Raw genomic sequence first — 22787 nt, 5'->3', positions numbered from 1 at the left:
ATATGCACATCAAGCGCATCGCGTCATTTTGAATCAAGCCGAACCTGCCGCATAATGTGGCCGGACCGAGGCACTGAATCAAGCCAATGACAATCAAAATATCCATAGACTGCATGGGCGGAGACCACGGCCCGGCGGTTACCATTCCTGCAGCCATTTCCTTTGTTGAAAGCGAGCCGGAAGCGGAGCTTATCCTCGTCGGCCAGGAAGCCGTGCTTCTGGCGGAATTGAAGAAGCGCAAGGCTGCGGAGCATCCACGCCTTTCCGTCGTCCATGCGGCGGATGTCGTCGAGATGAACGATACGCTGGAAACGGCGTTGCGTCGCAAGCGCGACTCGTCGATGCGCATCGCGATCAATCTCGTCAAGGAAGGCCAGGCGCATGCCTGCGTCTCCGCCGGCAATACCGGCGCACTGATGGCGATTTCCCGCTACGTGCTCAAGACCATTCCCGGCGTCGATCGCCCGGCGATCTGCAGCATTCTCCCCAATCAGAAAGACGGCCCGACCTATATGCTGGATCTGGGCGCCAACGTCGATTGCGAACCGCAGCATCTGCATCAGTTCGCGTTGATGGGCTCGGCGCTGGTATCGGCGATGGAAGGCAAGGCCAAGCCGACAGTCGGTCTGCTGAATGTGGGTGAGGAAGACATCAAGGGCAATGACGTCGTCAAGCAGACGGCAATGCTGCTGCGTGCCGATCACGAGAAGGGCACGCTGAATTTCTACGGCAACGTCGAAGGCGATGACATCTTCAAGGGGACGACCGACATCGTCGTCTGCGACGGTTTCGTCGGCAACGTCACGCTGAAGACGTCGGAAGGCCTGGGCCGCTTCGTCAAGAGCGTGCTGACCACCGAGTTCAAGCGCACGCCGCTGAACATGCTGGGCGCATTGATTGCGCGCGCCGCGCTGAAAGCCATTTCGCAACGTTTGAATCCATCGCGCTACAACGGCGGCAGTCTGCTTGGTTTGCGCGGGCTGGTATTCAAGAGCCATGGCGGCGCCGATGCATATGGATACCAATGGGCGATCCGGCGTGCTTTCGATGCGGCAAACAACGATCTGCTGTCGCGTATTTCGACAAAGATCGCCGACCTGATGCCGCAAACTCCTTCTCCCGCCGACGCCCCGACCAATACAGATAAAAACACGGAACAGAAAACCGCATGAGTCTCTATAGCAAAATTATCGGCACGGGGAGCTATCTGCCGCCCCGTCGCGTCACCAACCAGGCATTGGCCGACGAACTGGCAGCGAAGGGCATCGAAACTTCCGACGAATGGATCGTTTCGCGCAGCGGTATTTCCGCGCGCCATTACGCAGATCCAGGTATGCAGTCGAGCGATCTGGCCGTCGAAGCTGCGAAGCGCGCGCTTGAGATGGCGAAACTGGCGCCGAACGATATTGACCTGATCATCCTGGCGACTTCGACGCCGGATTTCTTTGGTGGCTTCCCGAGTACGGCCTGTGTCGTGCAGCGCAAGTTGGGCATCACCAACGAATGTGCAGCAGTCGACGTGCAGGCGGTCTGTAGCGGTTTCGTCTACGCGGTATCGACAGCGGACAACTTCATTAAGGCGGGTTCACACAAGAACGTGCTGGTGATCGGCGCCGAAGTGTTTTCGCGCATCATCGACTTCAACGATCGTACGACTTGCGTGCTGTTCGGCGATGGCGCCGGTGCAGTCGTGATGACGGCATCGAACGAACCGGGCGTGCTGGCTACGCGGCTGCATGCCAACGGTAACTATGGCGACATCCTGTGCGGCCCGGGTCGCATCAGCAACGGCGCGATTGAAGGTAACGCTTTCATGTACATGGATGGCCAGGCCGTCTTCAAGCTGGCGGTCGGCCTGCTCGACAAGGTCGCCAACGAGGCACTGCAACAGGCGAAGATGGATGCGTCCGAAATCGACTGGATTGTGCCGCATCAGGCCAATATCCGCATCATGCAGGGCACGGCGAAGAAATTGGGCCTTGGCATGGACAAGATGATCGTCACCGTCGACCAGCACGGCAATACGTCGGCTGCATCGATTCCGCTGGCGTTGGATACCGGCGTGCGCGACGGTCGCATCAAGCCGGGCCAGAACGTGATGATGGAAGGCGTCGGCGGCGGCTTCACGTGGGGCGCGGTTCTGGCGCGCATGTAATTGATTGACTCCCGGAAACAAATAACAACATGAGCAAATTCGCATTCGTTTTCCCCGGACAAGGTTCGCAAGCCATTGGCATGCTGAACGGTTTCGCCGATAACGCGGTCGTGCAGCAGACGCTGGCGGAAGCATCCGATGCGCTGCAATTCGATCTGGCGAAACTGATCGCCGAAGGTCCGAAGGAAGACCTAGATCTGACCACCAACACACAGCCGGTGATGTTGACTGCAGCTGTCGCGATGTATCGCGCATGGATCGCTGCGGGCGGCAAGGCACCGGCGGTGGTGGCTGGTCACAGCCTGGGTGAGTATTCGGCACTGGTCGCAGCCGGTGTGATCCCATTCAAGGATGCCGTGCCGCTGGTGCGCTTCCGCGCCAAGGCGATGCAGGAAGCTGTGCCTGTCGGTCGGGGTGGCATGGCGGCAATTCTCGGCTTGTCCGATGCCGACGTGCTAGCCGCCTGCCAGGAAGCGGCGCAGGGCGAAGTCGTCGAAGCGGTCAACTTCAATGCGCCGGCGCAAGTCGTGATTGCCGGTCACAAGGCGGCGATCGAGCGTGCCTGCGAAGCAGCCAAGGCAAAGGGCGCCAAGCGCGCGCTGCCGCTGCCGGTTTCCGCGCCTTTCCATTCGTCGCTGCTGAAGCCGGCGTCGGATCACCTGCGCGAATACCTGGCGCCGCTGGCGTTCAATGCGCCGCAGATTCCACTGATCAACAATGTCGATGTTGCCATCGTCAATGACGTGGACGGTATCAAGGATGCGCTGGTACGCCAGGCGGCCAACCCGGTTCGCTGGGTCGAAACGGTGCAGAAGATGGCGGCGGACGGCGTGACCGATCTCGTCGAATGCGGTCCGGGCAAGGTGCTGGCCGGCTTGACCAAGCGAATCAACGGCGATCTGACCGGACACGCGATTGTGGATCAGGCATCTTTGGATGCTGTTTTGGAGCTTTTGAAATGACGAATACTCAACTGGCAGGCCAGGTTGCATTGGTTACCGGCGCATCGCGCGGCATCGGACGCGCCATTGCGCAGGAACTGGCAAAGCAGGGCGCAAAAGTGGTCGGTACGGCAACGTCGGAAGCCGGCGCGGCAGCGATCTCGGAATATCTGGGCGAAGGCGGCAAAGGCGTCGTGCTTGATGTCAATAATGCGACGCGTTCGGTCGAGCTGATCGATGAAATCCAGAAGGATTTCGGCGCGGTCACGATTCTTGTCAACAATGCAGGCATCACGCAGGATCAACTGGCGATGCGCATGAAGGACGAAGAGTGGGACAGCGTGATCGCGACCAATCTGACGGCAGTCGGCCGCCTGTCGCGCGCTGTGCTGCGCGGCATGATGAAAGCGCGCAATGGTCGCATCATCAACATAACGTCGGTGGTCGGCTCGTCCGGCAATCCTGGACAGATGAATTATGCTGCGGCCAAGGCGGGTGTTGCCGGCATGACGCGCGCGCTGGCGCGCGAGATCGGCAGCCGCAATATCACCGTGAACTGCGTCGCACCCGGTTTCATCGATACGGACATGACGAAGGTGCTTGGCGAGGAACAGACGACGGCACTCAAGCAGCAGATCCCGCTCGGTCGTCTCGGCCAGCCGGAAGACATCGCTGCAGCCGTGAGCTTCCTTGCTTCACCGCAGGCCGGCTACATTACCGGCACCACGCTGCACGTCAATGGCGGCATGTATATGTAAATTAGGCGCTTTTGGCCGCAGAATCGACTTTCTCGATGACAAAAGCCAAAAGTAATTTATCGGTGCGCAAACCTGCTAAAATGCGCGCACTTTCTGTAACCACTCATTGGAGTTAAACATGTCGGATATCGAACAACGCGTTAAGAAAATCGTTGCTGAACAACTGGGCGTCGCCGAAGCGGACATCAAAACCGAATCGTCGTTCGTCGATGATCTGGGTGCCGACTCGCTCGATACCGTTGAACTGGTAATGGCGCTCGAAGACGAATTCGAAATGGAAATCCCGGACGAGCAAGCCGAAAAAATCACCACCGTGCAGCAGGCGATCGACTACGCCAAGGCAAACGTCAAAGCGTAAGCTTGTTTTGAATTTGAACGACTCCAGGAGAATTGCTTGAGCCGCTCTAGTAAACGTCGTGTCGTCGTAACTGGTCTTGGTTGTGTTTCTCCCGTCGGCAACAATGTCGCGGATACGTGGAAAGCCATCACGGCAGGCCAGTCAGGCATTGCCACCATCACCAAATTCGATGCGACTCCCTTCAGCACGCATTTTGCTGGAGAAGTGAAGAACTTCAATATCGAGGATTACATTCCCGGTAAGGAAGCACGCCACATGGATACCTTCATCCATTACGGCGTGGCAGCTGGCATGCAGGCGATGCAAGACAGCGGCCTGCAGGTGACCGAAGAAAATGCCGAGCGCATCGGCGTCATCGTCGGTTCCGGTATCGGTGGTCTGCCATTGATCGAAGATACGCATGCAGAATTGACGAATCGCGGCCCGCGCCGCATCAGCCCATTCTTCGTGCCGGCATCGATCATCAACATGATTTCCGGCCACCTGTCGATTCATTACGGGCTCAAGGGCCCCAATCTCGCCGTCGTGACGGCCTGCACGACCGGCTTGCATGCCATCGGCTCGGCCGCTCGCATGATTGAATACGGCGATGCGGATGTGATGATTGCAGGCGGCGCCGAATCCACGATTTCCCCGCTGGGGCTGGGTGGTTTTGCGGCAGCGCGTGCGCTGTCCTCCCGCAATGACGATCCGGCGACGGCATCGCGTCCGTGGGACAAGGATCGCGACGGTTTCGTCCTCGGCGAAGGCGCAGGCGTGATGGTGCTCGAAGAGTACGAGGCAGCGAAGGCACGCGGTGCGAAGATCTACGCGGAATTGGTCGGCTTTGGCATGAGCGCCGATGCCTATCACATCACTGCGCCGAACATGGACGGTCCGCGCCGCAGCATGGTCAACGCACTGAAGAATGCGGAAATTTCCGCTGACCAGGTGCAATACCTGAACGCGCACGGCACTTCGACACCGCTCGGCGACAAGAACGAATCCGATGCAGTCAAGGCTGCCTTTGGCGCACACGCGAAGAAGCTGACCGTCAATTCGACGAAGTCGATGACCGGCCACTTGCTGGGCGGTGCCGGCGGACTGGAATCGGTGTTCACCGTTCTGGCCGTGCATCATCAGATTTCGCCGCCGACGATCAATATCTTCAACCAGGATCCGGAATGCGATCTCGACTACTGCGCCAACGCGGCGCGCGAGATGCCGATCCAGTACGCGATGAAGAACAACTTCGGATTCGGCGGTACGAACGGTACCCTGATCTTCGGTAAGGTCTGATCGAAATCCGATTGCTCGCAAGGGCAATCGGATTTTTCACTTTATCCACCCATGTCGATCGCGGTCAGCACCGTGGTGCAGCCATCCAGACTATTGTCTCTGATGACGATGGTCATGTGTATTGCAGTGCTGTGCGCTGGCGTGGTGATCGGCTTGGGCCTCACGGGTGCTTTGTCGCCGGCTTTTCGGATCGTCATTGCGGGGGTATGCCTGGTGCTTGCAGGTCATGCATTCCGCCGCGAGAGAAAACGCAAGTCTTATGCAATTCATGTCTCGGGGACAGGGAAAATATTCTTGTCGACGTGCGATGCACGGGCCGAACCGGTCAGGCTGCTGCCGATCTCCGTGTTGTGGCCAGTTTTGTTAATCTTGCATTTGCAGAATGCCAAGCAGCATACGGAGATGGTGATCGTGCTGCCGGATTCTGCGCCCTCGGATGGATTTCGACGGCTGCTGGTGGCGTGTCGCTGGATTGCGATGCGTGGACCGGAGACCGAGCGCCGCGAGGGAATTGTGCAGGATATTTGAACTAATCGTGTTTCGCCCAGTCAACAGCACGAGCGCGTGCGTGTTGCGACATAACAAGGGAACGGGGATTTGACGACAGAACGCGATATTGATCAGCAACTCGTCGAGCGCGTACAACGCGGCGACAAAAAGGCTTTCGAGCTGTTGGTGATCAAGTACCAACGAAAACTGATGCGACTGGTATCGCGGCTCGTGCGCGACCAGGCGGAAGCCGAGGACGTCGTGCAGGAGGCGTTCATCAAGGCTTATCGCGCGTTACCCCAGTTTCGCGGCGACTCCGCGTTCTATACGTGGCTGTACCGGATCGGGATCAACACGGCGAAAAACTACCTGGTGACGCAAGGGCGCAGGGCACCGACATCGACCGAGGCCGATGTCGAGGAGGCCGAAACTTTTGACGATGGCGACCACCTAAGAGATATCAACACGCCGGAGTCGCTGTTGGCAACCAAGCAAATCGCCCAGACGTTGAACGTCGCGATGGATGAACTGCCGGAAGAGTTGCGGATGGCGATTACCCTGCGCGAGATCGAAGGGTTGAGCTATGACGAAATCGCCGAGTCGATGGGTTGTCCGATCGGCACGGTGCGCAGTCGGATTTTCCGTGCGCGCGAAGCGATTTCGGAAAAATTAAGGCCGTTGCTGGACACGGCAATCGATAAGCGTTGGTAAAAACGGAAAGAAGCGTTTTTTTGCTAAATACAGGGGTAGCCTTAATTTTTTCGGGGTTGTGATGAATACGACGAATATGACGCGGGAACAGATTTCTGCCTTTGCCGATGGCGAGTTGCCTGACGGGCATCTCGACGTCGTTCTGGCCGCTTTGCGCCAGGACGAGGGCCGCGATGCATGGAATCTTTACCATCAGGCGGGTGATGCCCTGCGTTCCGATGAACTGAACGTGCGCTTGAGCGCCGATTTCAATACGCGCATGTTTGCGCGACTGGAAGCGGAGCCGACCATCATGGTGCCGGCCGACAAGCGTGTTGTGGTTGCAAGGGATGTATCGCCGCTGCGCCGCTTCGCGATGCCGGGCATGGCTGCAGCGGCAGTCGCCGTGGCGGCTTTCCTGACCGTGCCGCAGATGATGACGCAGAACCAGAATGCCGCGCCGACACTGGCATCGGCTCCTGCTCCTGCCGTGGCATCCGCTGCGCCGGAAACGGTGACGGTCGCCAGCCAGGAAGGCGAAGTGCTGCGCGATCCGCGCATCGACGAATACCTGCTGGCGCATCAGCGTTTTTCTCCTTCTGTGTACAGCACTGCGCAATACGCCCGTTCGGCTACGTTTGCTGTTGATTCGGACAAGTAACTGATATGCGGCAAACATTGGGATTCTTCAGATTCGTCGTACTTTGCTCCAGCTTCATTGCGTTTGCATCCCATGCACAAGGCACCGAGCCGAATGTTGATTCGCACAATTCGCATGACACGCAGACCTGGCTGAAGAAAATTCAGTCGTCTGCGCAGAAGCTGAATTACTCGGGTACCTTCGTTTATCAGCAGGGCAATCAGGTGCGCACGTCGCGCATCACGCATATTCTGAACGGCAGGAACGAACTCGAGAAACTGGAAATTCTCGACGGCAAGCCGCGCGAATACATTCGTAACAACGAGGAAATCGCCTGCTACGTCCCGGAGAGCAAATCCATCCGGGTAGAGAAGCGCGTCAACAAGGATGTCTTTCCGGCTATCCTCGGCGCCAATCCGGATGACCTGGCTGCGCATTACGAAATGAAGAAGGGCGAGACGGGACGCGTCGCAGGCTACGACTGCCAGGCGATCGTGCTGGAGCCCAAGGACAAGCTGCGCTACGGCTACAAGCTGTGGGCCGAAAAGAACACCGGTCTGCTGCTGAAAGCGCAGACGCTGAACGACAAGAACGACGTGGTCGAGCAGATCGCCTTCACGCAGATCGTGATCGGCCATGTGGATGCGAACCAGGCCAAGCCCAGCTTCAAGGATACGCATGGCTGGCGTGTCGAGAATGCGGTCATGCAGGATGCCGATCTGTCGGAATGGTCCGTCAAGGGCGTGCCGCCGGGTTTCAGGAAGGTGCGCGAGATGAAGCGCCTGATCACGGATACCACCGGCGACAACACCGCGCCGACGCAGCGCGAGGTGTCGCAGATTGTCTATTCCGACGGTTTGGCAGCGATTTCCGTCTTCATCGAAGCCGGCTCGCAAAGCCGCACCGAAGGATCGATGCAGCAGGGTGCGATGAACATCATCGGCAAACGTCAGGGTGATTACTGGCTGACGGTGGTTGGTGAGGTGCCGGCCGCGGCGATCCGCCAGGTTGCCAATTCCATCGAGCTCAAATCCCGCTGAGATTCCTCGGATATCCCTTTTCGATTTCCTTTTGATTCATCCCGCTGATTTTTCTCATCCCATCTTTGCTTTTGCAAGTAAGTGTATGAAAACGATCCCTGTTCAGAAAAAACTTTCTGCCGTGCTGGTCGGAATCGCCGGCGCTTTCCTCATTTCCGTTACTGCGAATGCCGCGACGCCGGCAGCTTCGTCCGCGCCGGCGGTAGTGGCGCCAACGGTCGCGGCCTTGCCGGACTTCGCTGCGCTGGTTGAAAAGACCGGCAATGCTGTCGTCAACATTCGCACCACCGAGCGCGCGAAGATCAGTCAGGGCGGCGACATCACGCAGGATGAGGAAATGCAGGAATTCTTCCGCCGTTTCTTCGGTGTGCCGATCCCGCCGACGCAACCGTCGCCGCGTGGCCGCAAGCAGACGCCTGCTCCGGAAACAGAGGAAGAAGTGCCGCGTGGCGTGGGCTCCGGTTTCATCATTTCGCCTGATGGTTACGTGATGACGAACGCGCATGTCGTCGATGGTGCGGACGAAGTCTATGTGACGCTGACCGACAAGCGTGAATTCAAGGCCAAGATCATCGGTGCAGACAAGCGTACCGACGTCGCCATCGTGAAGATCGACGGCAGCAACCTGCCGCGACTGACGATGGGCGATTCGGACAAGATCCGCGTCGGCGAATGGGTGATCGCGATCGGTTCACCTTTCGGACTCGACAACACGGTGACGGCCGGCATTGTTTCTGCGAAGGCGCGCGATACCGGTGAGTACCTGCCGCTGATCCAGACCGATGTCGCCGTCAATCCTGGCAACTCGGGTGGCCCGTTGATCAATATGCGCGGCGAAGTGATCGGCATCAATTCGCAGATTTACAGCCGCTCGGGTGGCTACATGGGCATTTCGTTTGCAGTGCCGATTGATGAAGCGATGCGCGTGGCCGATCAATTGCGCACCACAGGCAAGGTGACGCGTGGCCGTATCGGCGTGCAGATCGGCGAAGTGACGAAGGACGTGGCCGAATCGCTGGGATTGAAGCACACGGAAGGTTCGATGGTCCAGCGTGTCGAGCCCGGCAGCCCTGCGGAAAAGGGTGGCGTCGAAGTAGGTGACGTGATCCTGAAGTACAACGGTGCGACGATCGAGCGTTCCAGCGATCTGCCGCGTCTGGTGGGTGGCACCAAGCCGGGTACCAAGGCGACGCTGACCGTCTGGCGCAAAGGTGCGACGCGCGATTTGACGTTGACGATCGGAGAGCTGGAAGCAGATGAAGCCAGCGCTGCGCCGCAGAAGAAACCGAAAGCTCCGCAGAAGCCTAATGCGTTGGGCCTGGCAGTTTCGGATCTGAACGCCTCACAGTTGAGCGAACTGAAGATCGACGGCGGTGTGCTGATCGAAGCGTCGGAAGGCGCGGCAGCCCGTTCCGGCCTGCGTGCCGGTGACATCGTGCTGCGCGTGAACAATACCGATATCAAGGATGTCAGCCAGTTCAACGCTGTGGTTGCCAAGCTGGAGCCGAAGAAGACTGTGCTGCTGCTGGTGCGTCGTGGCGATTCTTCGCAATTCGTGACGGTCAAGCCTGCACAATGATGCCGGCAATGATCGGAAAGGCTGCTTGCCGCAAGGCGGCAGCCTTTTTTGCGTTTGTACCCGTGGTGCAGCTGGGATGACGTCGTGATTCGCTTCACACTGTATTCGCGCGCCTATTGCCATTTGTGCGACGACATGTTGTCGGCCCTGTCGGCCTTGATGATTGCCGAGCCTCATGCGATCGACGTCGTCGACGTGGATGCCGACGAAGCATTGGTCGCACGCTATGACGAACTGGTGCCGGTGTTGACTGCCAGCCGGGATAACGGACCAGATCAGCAGCTTTGCCACTATTTTCTGGATGAGGCGGCGGTACGCGCTTTTCTGGTGGGTGAATGAAGCGCCTGCCGACATGAGTCCAATCGTTGTTGCAATGGAAACATCCGGATGGTGAATTACCGGCTTTCCCCTCTGAAATCCGGTAGAATGCCGGGGCCGTCATCCTCTGTAACAAGGCGCTCGCCTCCGGGGGCAACCCCGCACGGAGCGCTTTTTTTGTAATTGTCATCCGGTTAATGAACAACATCCGCAATTTTTCCATCATCGCCCATATCGACCATGGCAAATCGACGCTCGCCGATCGCATCATCCAGTTGTGCGGCGGTCTGTCGGATCGCGAGATGGAAGCACAGGTCCTCGATTCGATGGACATCGAGCGCGAGCGCGGCATCACCATCAAGGCACAAACCGCCGCGCTGACCTACAAGGCGAAGGACGGCCAGGTGTACAACCTGAACCTGATCGATACGCCGGGACACGTCGATTTCAGCTACGAAGTCAGCCGTTCGCTGTCGGCCTGCGAAGGCGCGCTGCTGGTGGTCGATGCGTCGCAAGGCGTCGAGGCGCAGACGGTGGCGAACTGTTATACCGCGCTCGATCTGGGAGTGGAAGTCGTGCCGGTGCTGAACAAGATCGATCTGCCGTCGGCCGACCCGGATCGCGCCAGCGGCGAGATCGAGGAAGTGATCGGCATCGACGCCAGCGACGCGGTGCATTGCTCGGCCAAGACCGGCCTCGGCGTGGCAGATGTGCTGGAATCGCTGATTGCGAAGGTGCCGCCGCCGCAAGGCGATCCCGATGCGCCGCTGCAGGCGCTGATCGTCGATTCCTGGTTCGACAACTACGTCGGCGTCGTGATGCTGGTGCGCGTGAAGAACGGCACCTTGCGTCCGAAGGACAAGATTCGCCTGATGGCGACCGAATCGACGCATCTGGTGGAAAGCGTTGGCGTCTTCACGCCGAAATCGGTCGCGCGCGATGCGCTGACTGCGGGCCAGGTGGGCTTCATCATCGCCGGCATCAAGGAACTGAAAGCCGCGAAGGTCGGCGATACCGTCACGCTGGTCAGCCAGCCGGCACCCGAGCCATTGCCCGGTTTCAAGGAAGTGCAGCCGCAGGTCTTTGCCGGCCTGTTCCCGGTCGAGGCGAACCAGTACGACGCATTGCGCGACTCGCTGGAAAAGCTCAAGTTGAACGATGCGGCGCTGATGTTCGAGCCCGAAGTGTCGCAGGCGCTCGGCTTCGGCTTCCGCTGCGGCTTCCTCGGCTTGCTGCACATGGAAATCGTGCAGGAGCGTCTCGAACGCGAGTTCGACATGGACCTGATCACGACTGCGCCGACCGTCATCTATGAGGTCCTGCAGCGCGACGGCACCATGATCATGGTCGACAATCCGTCGAAAATGCCCGATCCGTCGAAGATCGACGAGATCCGCGAGCCCATCGTCACCGTCAACCTGTACATGCCGCAGGAATACGTCGGCTCGGTCATCACGCTGTGCACGCAGAAGCGCGGCATCCAGATGGACATGAGCTACCACGGCAAGCAGGTCAAGCTGGTGTACGACATGCCGATGGCGGAGATCGTGCTCGACTTCTTCGACAAGCTGAAGTCCACGTCGCGCGGCTATGCGTCGATGGACTACGAGTTCAAGGAATACCGCGCTTCCGACGTCGTCAAGGTCGACATGCTGATCAACAGCGAGAAGGTCGATGCGCTGGCAATCATCGTGCACCGCGCCAACAGCCAGTTTCGCGGGCGCGCGGTGGCGGCCAAGATGCGCGAACTGATTCCACGCCAGATGTTCGACGTCGCGATCCAGGCGGCGATCGGCTCCAACATCATTTCGCGTGAAAACGTCAAGGCGATGCGCAAGAACGTGCTCGCCAAGTGCTACGGCGGCGATATCACTCGTAAGCGCAAGCTGCTGGAAAAACAGAAGGCTGGCAAGAAACGCATGAAACAGGTTGGCTCGGTGGAGATTCCGCAGGAAGCCTTCCTTGCCATCCTACAAGTGGAAGAAAAATGACATTGCAAGACATTCTCGGCAATTTCTCGCTGATCCTGTTCGTCCTGACTGTCGTCACGGGCATCATCTGGTTTCTCGACAAGCTCTATCTGGCGAAGAAGCGCCGCGCACGCGCCGATGCGGTGCTGGCCGAATTCGATGCGCGCCAGGCGAAGCTGGCCGGCGACGGCATCAAGGCGGACAATAGCGGCCGTGCTGCGCTGCAGGCCAGCCTGACGCGCCAGCCGACATGGATCGAATATTCGGGCAGTTTCTTTCCGGTGATCCTGCTGGTGTTCGTGCTGCGTTCCTTCCTGTACGAACCGTTCAAGATTCCGTCGACGTCGATGCTGCCGACGCTGGAAGTGGGCGACCTGATCCTCGTCAACAAGTACACCTACGGCATCCGCCTGCCGATCATCAACAAGAAGATCATCGAGATCAACGATCCGCAACGCGGTGACGTAATGGTCTTCAAGTATCCGGAAAATCCGTCGCTGGATTACATCAAGCGCGTGGTCGGCGTGCCGGGAGACACGGTCGTCTATCGCGACAAGCGCCTGATCGTCAACGGCAAGCCGGTCAGCTACAAGCCGCTGTCGGACTACCTGGATGAAGAAACGCTGAGTTATTCGAAGCACTACACCGAAAAACTGAACGGCGTGAACCATGGCATCCTGATCAATCCGCGCGCGCCGGCCTACGTGCCGAATCCGCATGATTTCCCGAACCGCGAGTTGTGCCATTACGATGCCGACGGATTCACCTGCAAGGTCCCCGCTGGACAATATTTCATGATGGGTGATAATCGGGATAACAGTCTGGACAGCCGCTACTGGGGCTTCGTGCCGGATGGAAATATTGTCGGAAAGGCATTTTTCATCTGGATGAACCTGGGCAGTATCGGCCGTATCGGCAGCTTTCAATAATTACGATCAGGGAGCATAGTCATGGTGGCATTGTCGTCTCGCGTCCGTCGCAACCAGCAGGGCTTGTCCCTGACAGGCTTGATCGTGTTGCTGGCAATCGTGGGATTCATTGCCGTGATGGCGATGAAGGTAGTGCCGACATTTACCGAATACATGTCGATCAAGAAGGCCATCGCCAGCATCAAGGCGGAGGGCGGATCGATTCCCGAAATGCGTGCCGCCTTCAACCGGCAGGCGGAAGTCGGCTATATCGATGCGATCGACGGCAAGGATCTGACGATCGTCAAGAATGGCGACGATGCGGAAATCAGCTTTGCATATCAGAAGGTGATTCCGCTCGTCGGTCCGGTCAGCCTGCTGATCGACTATGCGGGCTCCACGACGGATCGGTAGCCGACAACTGCCGCGTCATGGGGCCGGCGAAGAGAGTTCGAAGCGATAGAAAATGGATGTAACGTTATTGCAAACCCGGCTAGGCCACACATTCAAGGATGCAGTCCTGCTGCAGCAGGCATTGACGCATCGCAGCCACAGCGGCGTGCATAACGAGCGGCTGGAATTCCTCGGCGACTCCATCCTGAACTGCGTGGTGGCCTCGCTGCTGTTCGACCGCTACACAAAGATAGACGAAGGCGATTTGTCGCGTCTGCGCGCCAATCTCGTCAAGCAGCAGTCGCTGTATGAGATCGCGCAGCGGCTGGAACTGTCGCAGTTCCTGCGGCTGGGCGAGGGCGAATTGAAATCGGGCGGCTTCCGTCGCCCGTCCATTCTGGCCGATACGCTGGAAGCGCTGTTCGGCGCGATTTTCCTCGATGCCGGATTCGATGTGGCGCGCGACGTGATCCGCGCGCTGTATATTCCCATTCTCGATACCGTCGATCCGAAGACGCTGGGCAAGGATGCCAAGACGCTGTTGCAGGAATTCCTGCAGGGCAAGAAGATTCCGCTGCCGCAGTACAACGTCGTCGCCACGCATGGCGCCGCGCACAACCAGGAGTTCGAGATCGAATGCCTGGTGCCCAAACTGGATATCCAGGTGTTCGGCACCGGCGGCAGCCGCCGCGCCGGCGAGCAGGCCGCAGCCAAGCTGGCGCTGGAGGCGGTGCAGACCGCACTCGCGAAGTCGCCGGCCGGCAGCCGCAAGAGCCGGCCGCGCACGGCGCAGCTGAAGCTGGCCGGGATTGCAACCGTACAACCCGATGCGCCACAGGACGATGCCGCCAAGCCGGCGAAAGCCAAGGCCGAGCCGAAGGCTGCTGTCAAGCCTGAAGCCAAGGTTCCGCCTCCGGTGGAAGACGGCAGCCAGAAGAGCCTGATCGCCGAACAACCGGAAGCGACGGACAAGTCCGATGCTTCCTCAACCGTTTCCCATTCCAAAACTGCATGACCGAATCCGCAGCGCAATCTACATTCCGGTGCGGCTACATCGCCATCGTCGGCCGTCCCAATGTCGGCAAATCCACGCTGATGAACGAGCTGATCGGCGCCAAGGTCAGCATCACGTCGCGCAAGGCGCAGACCACGCGGCACCGCATCACCGGCATCCAGACGACTGACGACGCGCAATTCGTCTACGTCGATACACCGGGCTTCCAGACGCGCCATTCGAATGCGCTGAACCGCACGCTGAACCGCACCGTCACGACCACGCTGACGGCGGCCGACGTGATTCTTTACGTCGTCGAGGCAGGCACTTTCGGCCAGGCTGATCAGCAGGTGATCGATCTGCTGCCGGCCAAGGTGCCGTGCATCCTCGTGCTCAACAAGTCGGATCGCGTCAAGGACAAGGCGGCGCTGATGCCGTTCGCGCAGCAGGTCGCCGCGAAGCGCGATTTTGCTGCAGTGGTGCCGGTGTCGGCCAAGCAGCGTTTTCAGCTCGGCATCCTGCAGGACGAAATTCGCAAGTATCTGCCCGAAAATCCGCCGGTCTTCGACGAAGACGACATCACCGACCGCAGCGAAAAATTCCTCGCGGCCGAGATTGTGCGCGAGAAAGTGTTCCGTTTCGTCGGCGAGGAATTGCCGTACACCAGCACCGTCGTCATCGAGCAGTTCGAGCAGGAGGGCAACTTGCGGCGCGTGTTCGCCGCCATCCTGGTCGAGCGCGATATGCACAAGGCGATGGTGATCGGTTCGCGTGGTGCGAAGCTGAAGGAAATTTCCACGCAGGCGCGACTGGACATGGAGCGCCTGTTCGGCGGCCCGGTGTATCTGGAAATCTGGGTCAAGGTCAAATCGGGCTGGGCCGACAACGAAGCCGGTCTGCGCGCCTACGGCTACGAATAGATTCCGCCATGGCCGGACTCGCTGCTGTCGATTCCTCTCTGCATGATGTGCCGCACGACGGCGAGACACCTGTGCCTGTTTCCGCTACGGAAATAAAAACGGCGAAAACTTCCGTGCGTCGCACGCGTCCGCCTGAAAAGGAAACGCGCATTACGGAACAGCCCGGCTTCGTGCTGCACAGCTACCCGTACAAGGAAACCAGCCTGATCGTCGACGTCTTCTCGCGCGATCACGGCCGCGTCGCGCTGATTGCGAAAGGCGCCAAGCGACCGCATTCGAAACTGCGCGGCGCGCTGCAGACTTTCCAGCCGCTGTCGGTCTCGTGGAGCGGCAGGGCGGAAGTGCGCACGCTGACCGGCGCCGAATGGATAGGCGGCCTGCTGCCGCTGGAAAAGTCCGCCTTGCTGTGCGGCTTCTACCTGAACGAACTGCTGGTCAAGCTGCTGGCGCGCGACGATCCTCATCCGGCGCTGTTCGATCATTACGTCAGCGCATTGAACCAGTTGGCGCATGATGAGCCAGCCACCGTCGTGCTGCGCAAGTTCGAACGCCTGTTGCTGAAAGAGTGCGGCGTGGCGGCCGACTGGACGCGTTGTACGGCGAGCGGCGAGAAGGTCGATCCGGCGCAGATGTATGTCGTCGATCCGGAACGCGGGCCGCGCCCGGCGTATGCCGCCGATACCTGGCCGCGTGTGTCCGGCAAGACGTTGCTGGATATGGAAAATGAAGACTATGCGGATGCTGCTACGCAAACGCAGGGCAAGTTTCTGATGCGTTTTCTGCTTGCCCATCATCTGCATGGCGCCACCTTGAACACGCGGCAGATCCTGATCGATCTGCTGCAGCTTTGACAGGACATCGTAACGATGAGCTTTCTGCAACCGAATCATCCGACGCTTGAACTCGGCATCAACATCGATCACGTCGCCACGCTGCGCAATGCGCGCGGCACGGTCTACCCCGATCCGCTGCAGGCTGCGCTGCTGGCAGAGGATGCCGGCGCGGACGCGATCACGTTGCACCTGCGCGAAGACAGGCGGCACATCAAGGATGCAGACGTCGAAAAAATCCGCCCGCAGCTGCGCACACGCATGAATCTGGAGTCGGCGGTGACGCAGGAAATGATCGACTTCGCCTGCCGTATCAAGCCGCAGGATATCTGCCTGGTGCCAGAGCGGCGCGAGGAAGTGACGACCGAAGGCGGACTGGATGTCGTCCGCTACTTCACGCAGGTGAGCGCGGCTGTGAAACAGTTGCAGGCCGAAGGCATACGCGTGAGCCTGTTCATCGATGCCGATACGGATCAGATTCAGGCTGCAGCCGAAGCTGGTGCGCCGGTCATCGAACTGCATACGGGCCGTTACGCCGATGCGCATGCAGAGCTCGAAGCGCGCGACGAACTGCAGCGTATCGAAGCCGGCGTGCGTGAGGGCGTGCTGCGCGGCTTGAAGGTCAACGCCGGCCATGGCCTGCACTATACGAACGTGCAGGCGATCGCCGCGATTCCGGAGATCGCCGAATTGAACATCGGACATGCAATCGTCGCACATGCCGTCTTCGCCGGCTGGCAGAATGCGGTGCGCGAGATGAAAGCCATCATGGTCGCATCGCGATTGGAAGGGCTGGTGCGGTGATTTACGGTATCGGCACCGACATCATTCAGATCGATCGCATTCAGGCCGCTCTGGACCGCTACGGAGATCGTTTTGCCGAACGCATCCTCGGTGTGGAAGAGCTGCAGAAATACCATCGCCGCAAGGCGAAAGTGGAAGCACGCGGCTTGCGATTTCTGGCGACGCGCTTTGCCGCCAAGGAAGCATTCTCAAAAGCGATCGGCCTCGGCATCCACATGCCGATGACATGGCGTGCGATGCAGACGCTGAATGCGCCGAGCGGCAAGCCCATCGTCGTCACCAGCGGTGCGCTCGAACAATACATGCAGGATAACGGACTGACGGCGCAGGTCTCGATCACCGACGAGACCGAATACGCTGTCGCCTTTGTGATCGTGGAGAAAAAATGAATACAGCAGTAAAGCACGCGCAGCTTGGCCCCGTCATGCTCGACGTGGTCGGCACCGAACTGAATGATGACGACATTCGGCGCATCCGCCATCCGCTGACCGGCGGCGTGATCCTGTTCGCGCGGAACTATCGTGACCGCGCGCAACTGACGGCATTGACGTCAGCCATTCACGATGCGCGTCCCGGTCTGCCGATCGCCGTCGATCACGAAGGCGGGCGCGTGCAGCGCTTCAAGACCGATGGCTTCACGCATCTGCCGGCAATGCGCAAGCTCGGCGAATTGTGGGATTGCGACGTGCTGGCGGCGACCAAAGCGGCGACTGATGTCGGCTATGTGCTGGCGGGTGAACTGCGCGCTTGCGGCGTCGATCTGTCATTCACGCCAGTCCTCGATCTGGATTACGGCGAATCCGGTGTGATCGGCGACCGAGCCTTCCATCGCGATGCGCGCGTGGTGGCCCTGCTGGCGAAGAGTCTGAATCACGGCCTTGCATTGGCAGGCATGCTGAACTGCGGCAAGCACTTTCCCGGTCACGGCTTCGTGAAAGCCGATTCGCATTTGGAAATTCCGGTCGACGAGCGTGAGCTGAAAGACATTCTCGCCGAGGATGCAGCGCCATACGACTGGCTCGGTCTTGGCCTTGCAGGTGTGATGCCGGCACACGTGATCTACCCGAAGGTGGATAAACATCCTGCCGGGTTTTCACGCAAATGGCTGACGATGCTGCGCCGCGATTTCGGCTTTGACGGCATCATCTTCAGCGATGACCTCAGCATGGAAGGCGCGAGCGTTGCAGGCAGTGTCGTCGAGGGTGCGAATGCGGCGCTGGATGCCGGCTGCGACATGGTTCTGATCTGCAATTCGCCGGACAAGGCCGATAGCCTGCTGGCAGAACTGAAGCCGGGCAAGGACTGGATGAATTCGCCTTCGGCGGCACGCATCGCTGCGCTGACGCCGCAAGCGTCGGCGCTCGACTGGGATGCGCTGCAACGCGAACCGCGTTACCAGGCGGCGCGCAAAACTGCTCTGACGCTGGCATCGGCACGCAGCTAGCAAGGAAACGAGAAACGACGGAGACGCATGACCGTGACGTCCGACATCGAATCGCAAGACCCGCGCGAAGCTATCCTGCAGACGGTGGCGAAGCTGCCGAATCTGCCGGGCGTCTATCGCTATTACGATGCGGAAGGCAACCTGCTGTACGTCGGCAAGGCGCGTGAGCTGAAGAAGCGCGTCTCCAGCTACTTCCAGAAGAACATCGCCAGCCCGCGCACGGCCCTGATGGTCGAACGCATCGCGCGGCTGGAAACCACGGTCACGCGCAGCGAGGCCGAAGCGCTGCTGCTGGAAAACAATCTGATCAAGACGCAGCAGCCGCGCTACAACATCCTGTTTCGCGACGACAAGTCGTATCCGTATCTGAAGATCACCGGCGACGCGTTTCCGCGCATGGCCTATTACCGCGGCGCGGTCGACAAGAAGAACCAGTACTTTGGTCCATTCCCCAGTGGCTGGGCGGTCAAGGAATCGATGCAGATTCTGCAGAAGGTATTCCTGCTGCGCACCTGCGAGGATTCGGTGTACGCCAACCGCACGCGTCCCTGCCTGCTGCATCAGATTCATCGCTGCAGTGCGCCGTGCGTCGGTTTCGTCTCGCAGGAAGATTACGCGGCCGACGTGGAAAACGCCGCGCGTTTCCTGCGCGGCCGGCAAAGCGAAGTGCTGGAGGCCTTGCAGGCCAAGATGCTGGCCTATGCGGAAGAACTGAAGTTCGAGCAGGCAGCGGCCGTGCGCAACCAGATCACCGCATTGTCGCGCGTGCTGCATCAGCAGAGCATGGAAACCGTCGGCGATGCCGACATCGACATCATCGCCGTCGTCGTGCATGGCGGCCGCGCCTGCGTGAATCTGGCGATGGTGCGCGGCGGCCGCCATCTCGGCGACCGCGCCTATTTTCCGACGCACGTGGACAACGCGCCGACCGGCGCCGAGGAATCGCTGACGGCGGAGGTGATGAAAGCCTTTCTCGCGCAGCACTACATCGACAAGTTCATTCCATCGACGCTGATCCTGAATACCGAAGTCGATGCGCCGGAATTGATGCTGGCGCTGATGGAGCAGTGCGGTCATCGCATCAATCTGATCTTCCAGCCGCAGGGATCGCGCCGGCAATGGCTGGAGATGGCGCAGAAGGGCGCGGAAATCGCGCTGGCGCGGCTGCTGTCGGAGCAGGGCTCGCAGCAGACGCGCACGCGCTTGCTGGTGGAGGCGCTCGGCACTGAAGTCGAGGACCTCGATGCATTTCGTGTCGAATGTTTCGACATCAGCCACACGCAGGGCGAAGCGACGCAGGCGTCGTGCGTGGTGTTCCATCATCATGCGATGCAGAACGGCGAATACCGCCGCTACAACATCAACGACATCACGCCCGGCGACGACTACGCGGCGATGCGGCAGGTGTTGACGCGCCGCTATGAAAAAGTGGCGAACGGCGACGGCGTGATGCCTGACGTCGTGCTGATCGACGGCGGTAAAGGGCAGGTCGAGATTGCGCGCCAGGTATTCGTCGAGCTGGGGCTGGACATCAGCTTGATTGTCGGCGTGGCGAAAGGCGAGGGGCGCAAGGTCGGGCTGGAAACGCTGGTGTTCGTCGACGGCCGTGCGCCGCAGGAACTCGGTAAGGAATCCGGCGCATTGATGCTGATCGCGCAGATCCGCGACGAAGCGCACCGTTTCGCCATCACTGGCATGCGCGCCAAGCGCGCCAAGGCACGGCAGACCTCGCGGCTGGAGGAAATCGAAGGTGTCGGCGCCAAGCGGCGGCAAAAATTGCTGGCGCGCTTCGGCGGATTGCGCGGCGTGATGGATGCCAGCGTCGAGGAGCTGGCGTCGGTCGAAGGCATTTCCCGTCAATTGGCTGAAGACATTTACAGGCAATTGCATTAGATTACGGGTGCGCGATCGCGGATCGTGCCTGTCCATCAAACTGAAGTCCGATATGCCCGTCAATATTCCTATTCTTCTTACCTGGCTGCGCGTGGCGCTGATTCCGCTGATGGTCGGCGTGCTGTACCTGCCCGATTCGTGGCTGGGGCCATTCGACAAGAGCCTTGCTTCCACGCTGATCTTCATCGTCGCGGCATTGACGGACTGGATAGATGGTTTTCTCGCGCGGCGCTGGAACCAGACTTCGGCCTTCGGCGCCTTCCTCGACCCGGTGGCGGACAAGCTGATGGTGGCTGGCGCCTTGCTGGTGCTGATCGAATTCGGCCGCGTCAATGCGGTGATCGCCTTCATCATTATCGGCCGCGAGATCACGATTTCGGCGTTGCGCGAATGGATGGCGCAGATCGGCGCATCGAAATCGGTGGCCGTCAGCTCGCTCGGCAAGATCAAGACGATGGCGCAGATGACGGCGATTCCGATGCTGCTTTATTACGACAATTTCTTCGGCCTCGATACGCGGATCTGGGGCCAGTGGTTGCTGCTGATCGCGGCCGTGCTGACGGTGTGGTCAATGTTCTATTACCTGCGAAAAGCCTGGCCGCTGATCAAGGAAAGTGGCGGAAATTTGCTTTGACGCCATGCAAGATTGCTTGACAGGGCAAGGCATTTCTATATAATGCACACCTGTCGATGCGGGAGTAGCTCAGTTGGTAGAGCGATACCTTGCCAAGGTATAGGTCGAGAGTTCGAGACTCTTCTCCCGCTCCAAGGTTTCTTGGAAGGAAGCTGCAAAGCTTCCTTTTTTTGATAGATGGATGCGCATGCAATCCCATCGACGCAGCAGCAACATGCGGGAGTAGCTCAGTTGGTAGAGCGATACCTTGCCAAGGTATAGGTCGAGAGTTCGAGACTCTTCTCCCGCTCCAGATTTTCCAAAAAAGGAAGCTGATGCAGCTTCCTTTTTTATTCGCAGACAGTAAAAGTTTAGCGATCGGTTGTCCGCAGCAGCATGTGTCAATTGCGGTACAATACGGCCCCATGGCGGGGTAGCAAAGTGGTTATGCAGCGGCCTGCAAAGCCGTAGACGCCGGTTCAATTCCGACCCCCGCCTCCAGTTTTTCAAAAGCGCCATTGGCGCTTTTATTTTTTCTGCTGCTGTCGCACGCTGTCTTAAAATGGCGGCATGCCCGGATGGTGAAATAGGTAGACACAAGAGACTTAAAATCTCTCGCCGGAGACGGCGTACCGGTTCGATTCCGGTTCCGGGCACCATCTCTCTTTATCTCTTCCCGATTTCTTTCTTGACTACGCAAGATACTGCGCTTGATGTGCTCGCTTTCGTGCGCCTTCCATTCGCGCGCGATCAGGGCTGGTAAAATTTTCAGCTGATTGCCTTGCAAGCGATGGACTGGCTTTCGATAAAGATAGATGCACCAGCCCCGTCAATACCGCAAGTGCTCGGTATTTTTGTCGCCACGCGCGTATCTCAGGAATGAAGATGATCGGAAGGATCAGCGTCTCGCGTACTGCGTCGCGCCGAACAGGATTTCCTTCGATTTCGCATCTGCGATCGGTTGGCGTTCGCTGACCAGCATGCTGGTGCCTTTCTTCACAGCTGGGCGTTCTTCGATTTCATGAAACCAGCGTTCCAGATGCGGGTAGTCGGACAGCGTGATGCCTTGCTTCTCCCACGAGCGCAGCCAGGGGAAGGTCGCGATATCGGCGATCGTGTAGGTGTCGCCAGCGAGATAGGCGCTTTCGGACAGACGACGATTGATAACGCCGTACAAACGTTTCGCCTCGTTCGTGTAACGGTTGACCGCATATTCGATTTGCTCCGGCGCATACAGACGGAAGTGATGTGCCTGACCCAGCATTGGACCGACGCCGCCCATCTGGAACATCAGCCATTGCAGCGTCGTGAATTTCTCGCGATCGGTTTCGCCGAGAAAGCGGTTCACCTTGCTCGCCAGATAAACGAGGATGGCACCGGATTCAAACAGTGACATCGGCATGCCATCCGGACCGTCGCTGTCGACGATGGCAGGGATTTTATTGTTCGGCGAGATCTTCAGGAATTCCGGCTTGAACTGGTCGCCGGTGTTGATGTTGATGTGATGCAGCCGATAGGGCAGGCCGCATTCTTCCAGCATGATGTGAATCTTGTGGCCGTTGGGTGTGGCGGTGGAATAGGCGTCGATCATTTATCTCTCCTGTATTTTCTGTATCTGCCGATGCTGCAATAGATATGGTTCGAAATCAGTACGGTGCGATAGGCGTGCGCATGCCTACGCGAATGCGCAGATTATGCAGAAATACCGGCATTCCTGCCGGACGCCGGTTTTATGGAGAAATAGTCAGGTGAGGATGGGGCCGCAACTTTGG

24 protein-coding genes and 4 tRNA genes are annotated in these 22787 nt (G+C 59.0%); 27 read left to right on the top strand and 1 reads right to left on the bottom strand.

Features of this window, described 5'->3' with window-relative positions:
- Window positions 1-86: 86 nt before the first annotated feature.
- The 27 genes from plsX (at window position 87) to ACO1VH_RS01620 (ending at window position 21674) form a co-directional block, all read left to right on the top strand.
- Complete coding sequence (gene plsX / locus ACO1VH_RS01750) at window positions 87-1172, top strand: phosphate acyltransferase PlsX (RefSeq protein WP_486241965.1); 1086 nt, start codon at window positions 87-89, stop codon at window positions 1170-1172.
- The gene (locus ACO1VH_RS01745) at window positions 1169-2155 is read left to right on the top strand and encodes a beta-ketoacyl-ACP synthase III (RefSeq protein WP_486241963.1); all 987 of its coding nucleotides are present in this window, start codon (window positions 1169-1171) and stop codon (window positions 2153-2155) included. The genes plsX and ACO1VH_RS01745 overlap by 4 nt, the downstream gene beginning before the upstream one ends.
- Window positions 2156-2184: 29 nt before the next feature.
- A complete protein-coding gene (fabD, locus tag ACO1VH_RS01740; RefSeq protein ID WP_486241961.1) occupies window positions 2185-3117 on the top strand; it encodes an ACP S-malonyltransferase in 933 nt (310 codons plus the stop codon).
- Entirely contained in the window at window positions 3114-3854 is a 741-nt protein-coding gene (fabG, locus tag ACO1VH_RS01735; RefSeq protein ID WP_486241960.1) for a 3-oxoacyl-ACP reductase FabG, read from the top strand. Before fabD ends, fabG begins: the two co-directional genes overlap by 4 nt.
- A 118-nt stretch (window positions 3855-3972) precedes the next feature.
- On the top strand, window positions 3973-4212 hold the full coding sequence (gene acpP, locus ACO1VH_RS01730; RefSeq protein ID WP_188419205.1) for an acyl carrier protein: 240 nt from the start codon (window positions 3973-3975) through the stop codon (window positions 4210-4212).
- A gap of 36 nt (window positions 4213-4248) precedes the next feature.
- On the top strand, window positions 4249-5490 hold the full coding sequence (gene fabF / locus ACO1VH_RS01725) for a beta-ketoacyl-ACP synthase II (RefSeq protein WP_486241959.1): 1242 nt from the start codon (window positions 4249-4251) through the stop codon (window positions 5488-5490).
- A gap of 51 nt (window positions 5491-5541) precedes the next feature.
- Window positions 5542-6018, top strand: coding sequence for a protein YgfX (locus ACO1VH_RS01720; protein ID WP_486241957.1), 477 nt, complete (start codon window positions 5542-5544; stop codon window positions 6016-6018).
- A 69-nt stretch (window positions 6019-6087) separates the two neighbouring features.
- Window positions 6088-6690: an RNA polymerase sigma factor RpoE gene (rpoE, locus tag ACO1VH_RS01715; protein ID WP_188419202.1), complete on the top strand. Its 603-nt coding sequence runs from the start codon at window positions 6088-6090 to the stop codon at window positions 6688-6690.
- A gap of 61 nt (window positions 6691-6751) precedes the next feature.
- The gene (locus tag ACO1VH_RS01710; RefSeq protein ID WP_486241956.1) at window positions 6752-7330 is read left to right on the top strand and encodes a sigma-E factor negative regulatory protein; all 579 of its coding nucleotides are present in this window, start codon (window positions 6752-6754) and stop codon (window positions 7328-7330) included.
- Between the two features lie 5 nt (window positions 7331-7335).
- Entirely contained in the window at window positions 7336-8349 is a 1014-nt protein-coding gene (locus ACO1VH_RS01705) for a MucB/RseB C-terminal domain-containing protein (RefSeq protein WP_486241955.1), read from the top strand.
- An 85-nt stretch (window positions 8350-8434) separates the two neighbouring features.
- Window positions 8435-9928 (top strand): DegQ family serine endoprotease, encoded by a 1494-nt coding sequence (locus tag ACO1VH_RS01700; protein ID WP_486241953.1) that lies wholly within the window; start codon window positions 8435-8437, stop codon window positions 9926-9928.
- A gap of 84 nt (window positions 9929-10012) precedes the next feature.
- Entirely contained in the window at window positions 10013-10267 is a 255-nt protein-coding gene (locus tag ACO1VH_RS01695) for a glutaredoxin family protein (RefSeq protein ID WP_486241951.1), read from the top strand.
- A gap of 176 nt (window positions 10268-10443) precedes the next feature.
- Window positions 10444-12237 (top strand): translation elongation factor 4, encoded by a 1794-nt coding sequence (lepA, locus tag ACO1VH_RS01690; protein ID WP_486241949.1) that lies wholly within the window; start codon window positions 10444-10446, stop codon window positions 12235-12237.
- Window positions 12234-13145 (top strand): signal peptidase I, encoded by a 912-nt coding sequence (gene lepB, locus ACO1VH_RS01685; RefSeq protein ID WP_486241947.1) that lies wholly within the window; start codon window positions 12234-12236, stop codon window positions 13143-13145. The genes lepA and lepB overlap by 4 nt, the downstream gene beginning before the upstream one ends.
- 21 nt (window positions 13146-13166) lie before the next feature.
- Window positions 13167-13538, top strand: a complete 372-nt coding sequence (locus ACO1VH_RS01680; protein WP_486241945.1) for a DUF4845 domain-containing protein — start codon at window positions 13167-13169, stop codon at window positions 13536-13538.
- A gap of 52 nt (window positions 13539-13590) precedes the next feature.
- Window positions 13591-14532 (top strand): ribonuclease III, encoded by a 942-nt coding sequence (gene rnc, locus ACO1VH_RS01675; RefSeq protein WP_486241943.1) that lies wholly within the window; start codon window positions 13591-13593, stop codon window positions 14530-14532.
- The gene (gene era / locus ACO1VH_RS01670) at window positions 14529-15431 is read left to right on the top strand and encodes a GTPase Era (protein ID WP_486241941.1); all 903 of its coding nucleotides are present in this window, start codon (window positions 14529-14531) and stop codon (window positions 15429-15431) included. Before rnc ends, era begins: the two co-directional genes overlap by 4 nt.
- Window positions 15432-15439: 8 nt before the next feature.
- Window positions 15440-16282, top strand: coding sequence for a DNA repair protein RecO (gene recO, locus ACO1VH_RS01665; RefSeq protein ID WP_486241940.1), 843 nt, complete (start codon window positions 15440-15442; stop codon window positions 16280-16282).
- Window positions 16283-16297: 15 nt separating this feature from the next.
- Complete coding sequence (pdxJ, locus tag ACO1VH_RS01660) at window positions 16298-17065, top strand: pyridoxine 5'-phosphate synthase (protein WP_486241938.1); 768 nt, start codon at window positions 16298-16300, stop codon at window positions 17063-17065.
- Window positions 17062-17454 (top strand): holo-ACP synthase, encoded by a 393-nt coding sequence (gene acpS, locus ACO1VH_RS01655; RefSeq protein WP_486241936.1) that lies wholly within the window; start codon window positions 17062-17064, stop codon window positions 17452-17454. Before pdxJ ends, acpS begins: the two co-directional genes overlap by 4 nt.
- Entirely contained in the window at window positions 17451-18509 is a 1059-nt protein-coding gene (gene nagZ / locus ACO1VH_RS01650) for a beta-N-acetylhexosaminidase (protein WP_486241935.1), read from the top strand. The genes acpS and nagZ overlap by 4 nt, the downstream gene beginning before the upstream one ends.
- A 27-nt stretch (window positions 18510-18536) precedes the next feature.
- The gene (gene uvrC, locus ACO1VH_RS01645) at window positions 18537-20402 is read left to right on the top strand and encodes an excinuclease ABC subunit UvrC (protein WP_486241934.1); all 1866 of its coding nucleotides are present in this window, start codon (window positions 18537-18539) and stop codon (window positions 20400-20402) included.
- 52 nt (window positions 20403-20454) lie between these two features.
- Window positions 20455-21036, top strand: a complete 582-nt coding sequence (gene pgsA / locus ACO1VH_RS01640) for a CDP-diacylglycerol--glycerol-3-phosphate 3-phosphatidyltransferase (protein ID WP_188419189.1) — start codon at window positions 20455-20457, stop codon at window positions 21034-21036.
- Between the two features lie 58 nt (window positions 21037-21094).
- A tRNA-Gly gene (locus tag ACO1VH_RS01635) sits at window positions 21095-21170 on the top strand.
- 82 nt (window positions 21171-21252) lie between these two features.
- Window positions 21253-21328 (top strand) — tRNA-Gly (locus tag ACO1VH_RS01630).
- 114 nt (window positions 21329-21442) lie between these two features.
- Window positions 21443-21516: transfer RNA gene (locus tag ACO1VH_RS01625), tRNA-Cys, on the top strand.
- Window positions 21517-21587: 71 nt separating this feature from the next.
- A tRNA-Leu gene (locus ACO1VH_RS01620) sits at window positions 21588-21674 on the top strand.
- 239 nt (window positions 21675-21913) lie between these two features.
- Here ACO1VH_RS01620 and ACO1VH_RS01615 read toward each other — a convergent pair.
- Window positions 21914-22606, bottom strand: coding sequence for a glutathione binding-like protein (locus ACO1VH_RS01615; protein WP_486241932.1), 693 nt, complete (start codon window positions 22604-22606; stop codon window positions 21914-21916).
- Between the last annotated feature and the right edge of the window lie 181 nt (window positions 22607-22787).

It is taken from the genome of Oxalicibacterium sp., assembly GCF_057353965.1.
Note: the sequence above shows the minus strand (reverse complement) of the source record. Positions and strands in the feature narration are given on the sequence as shown.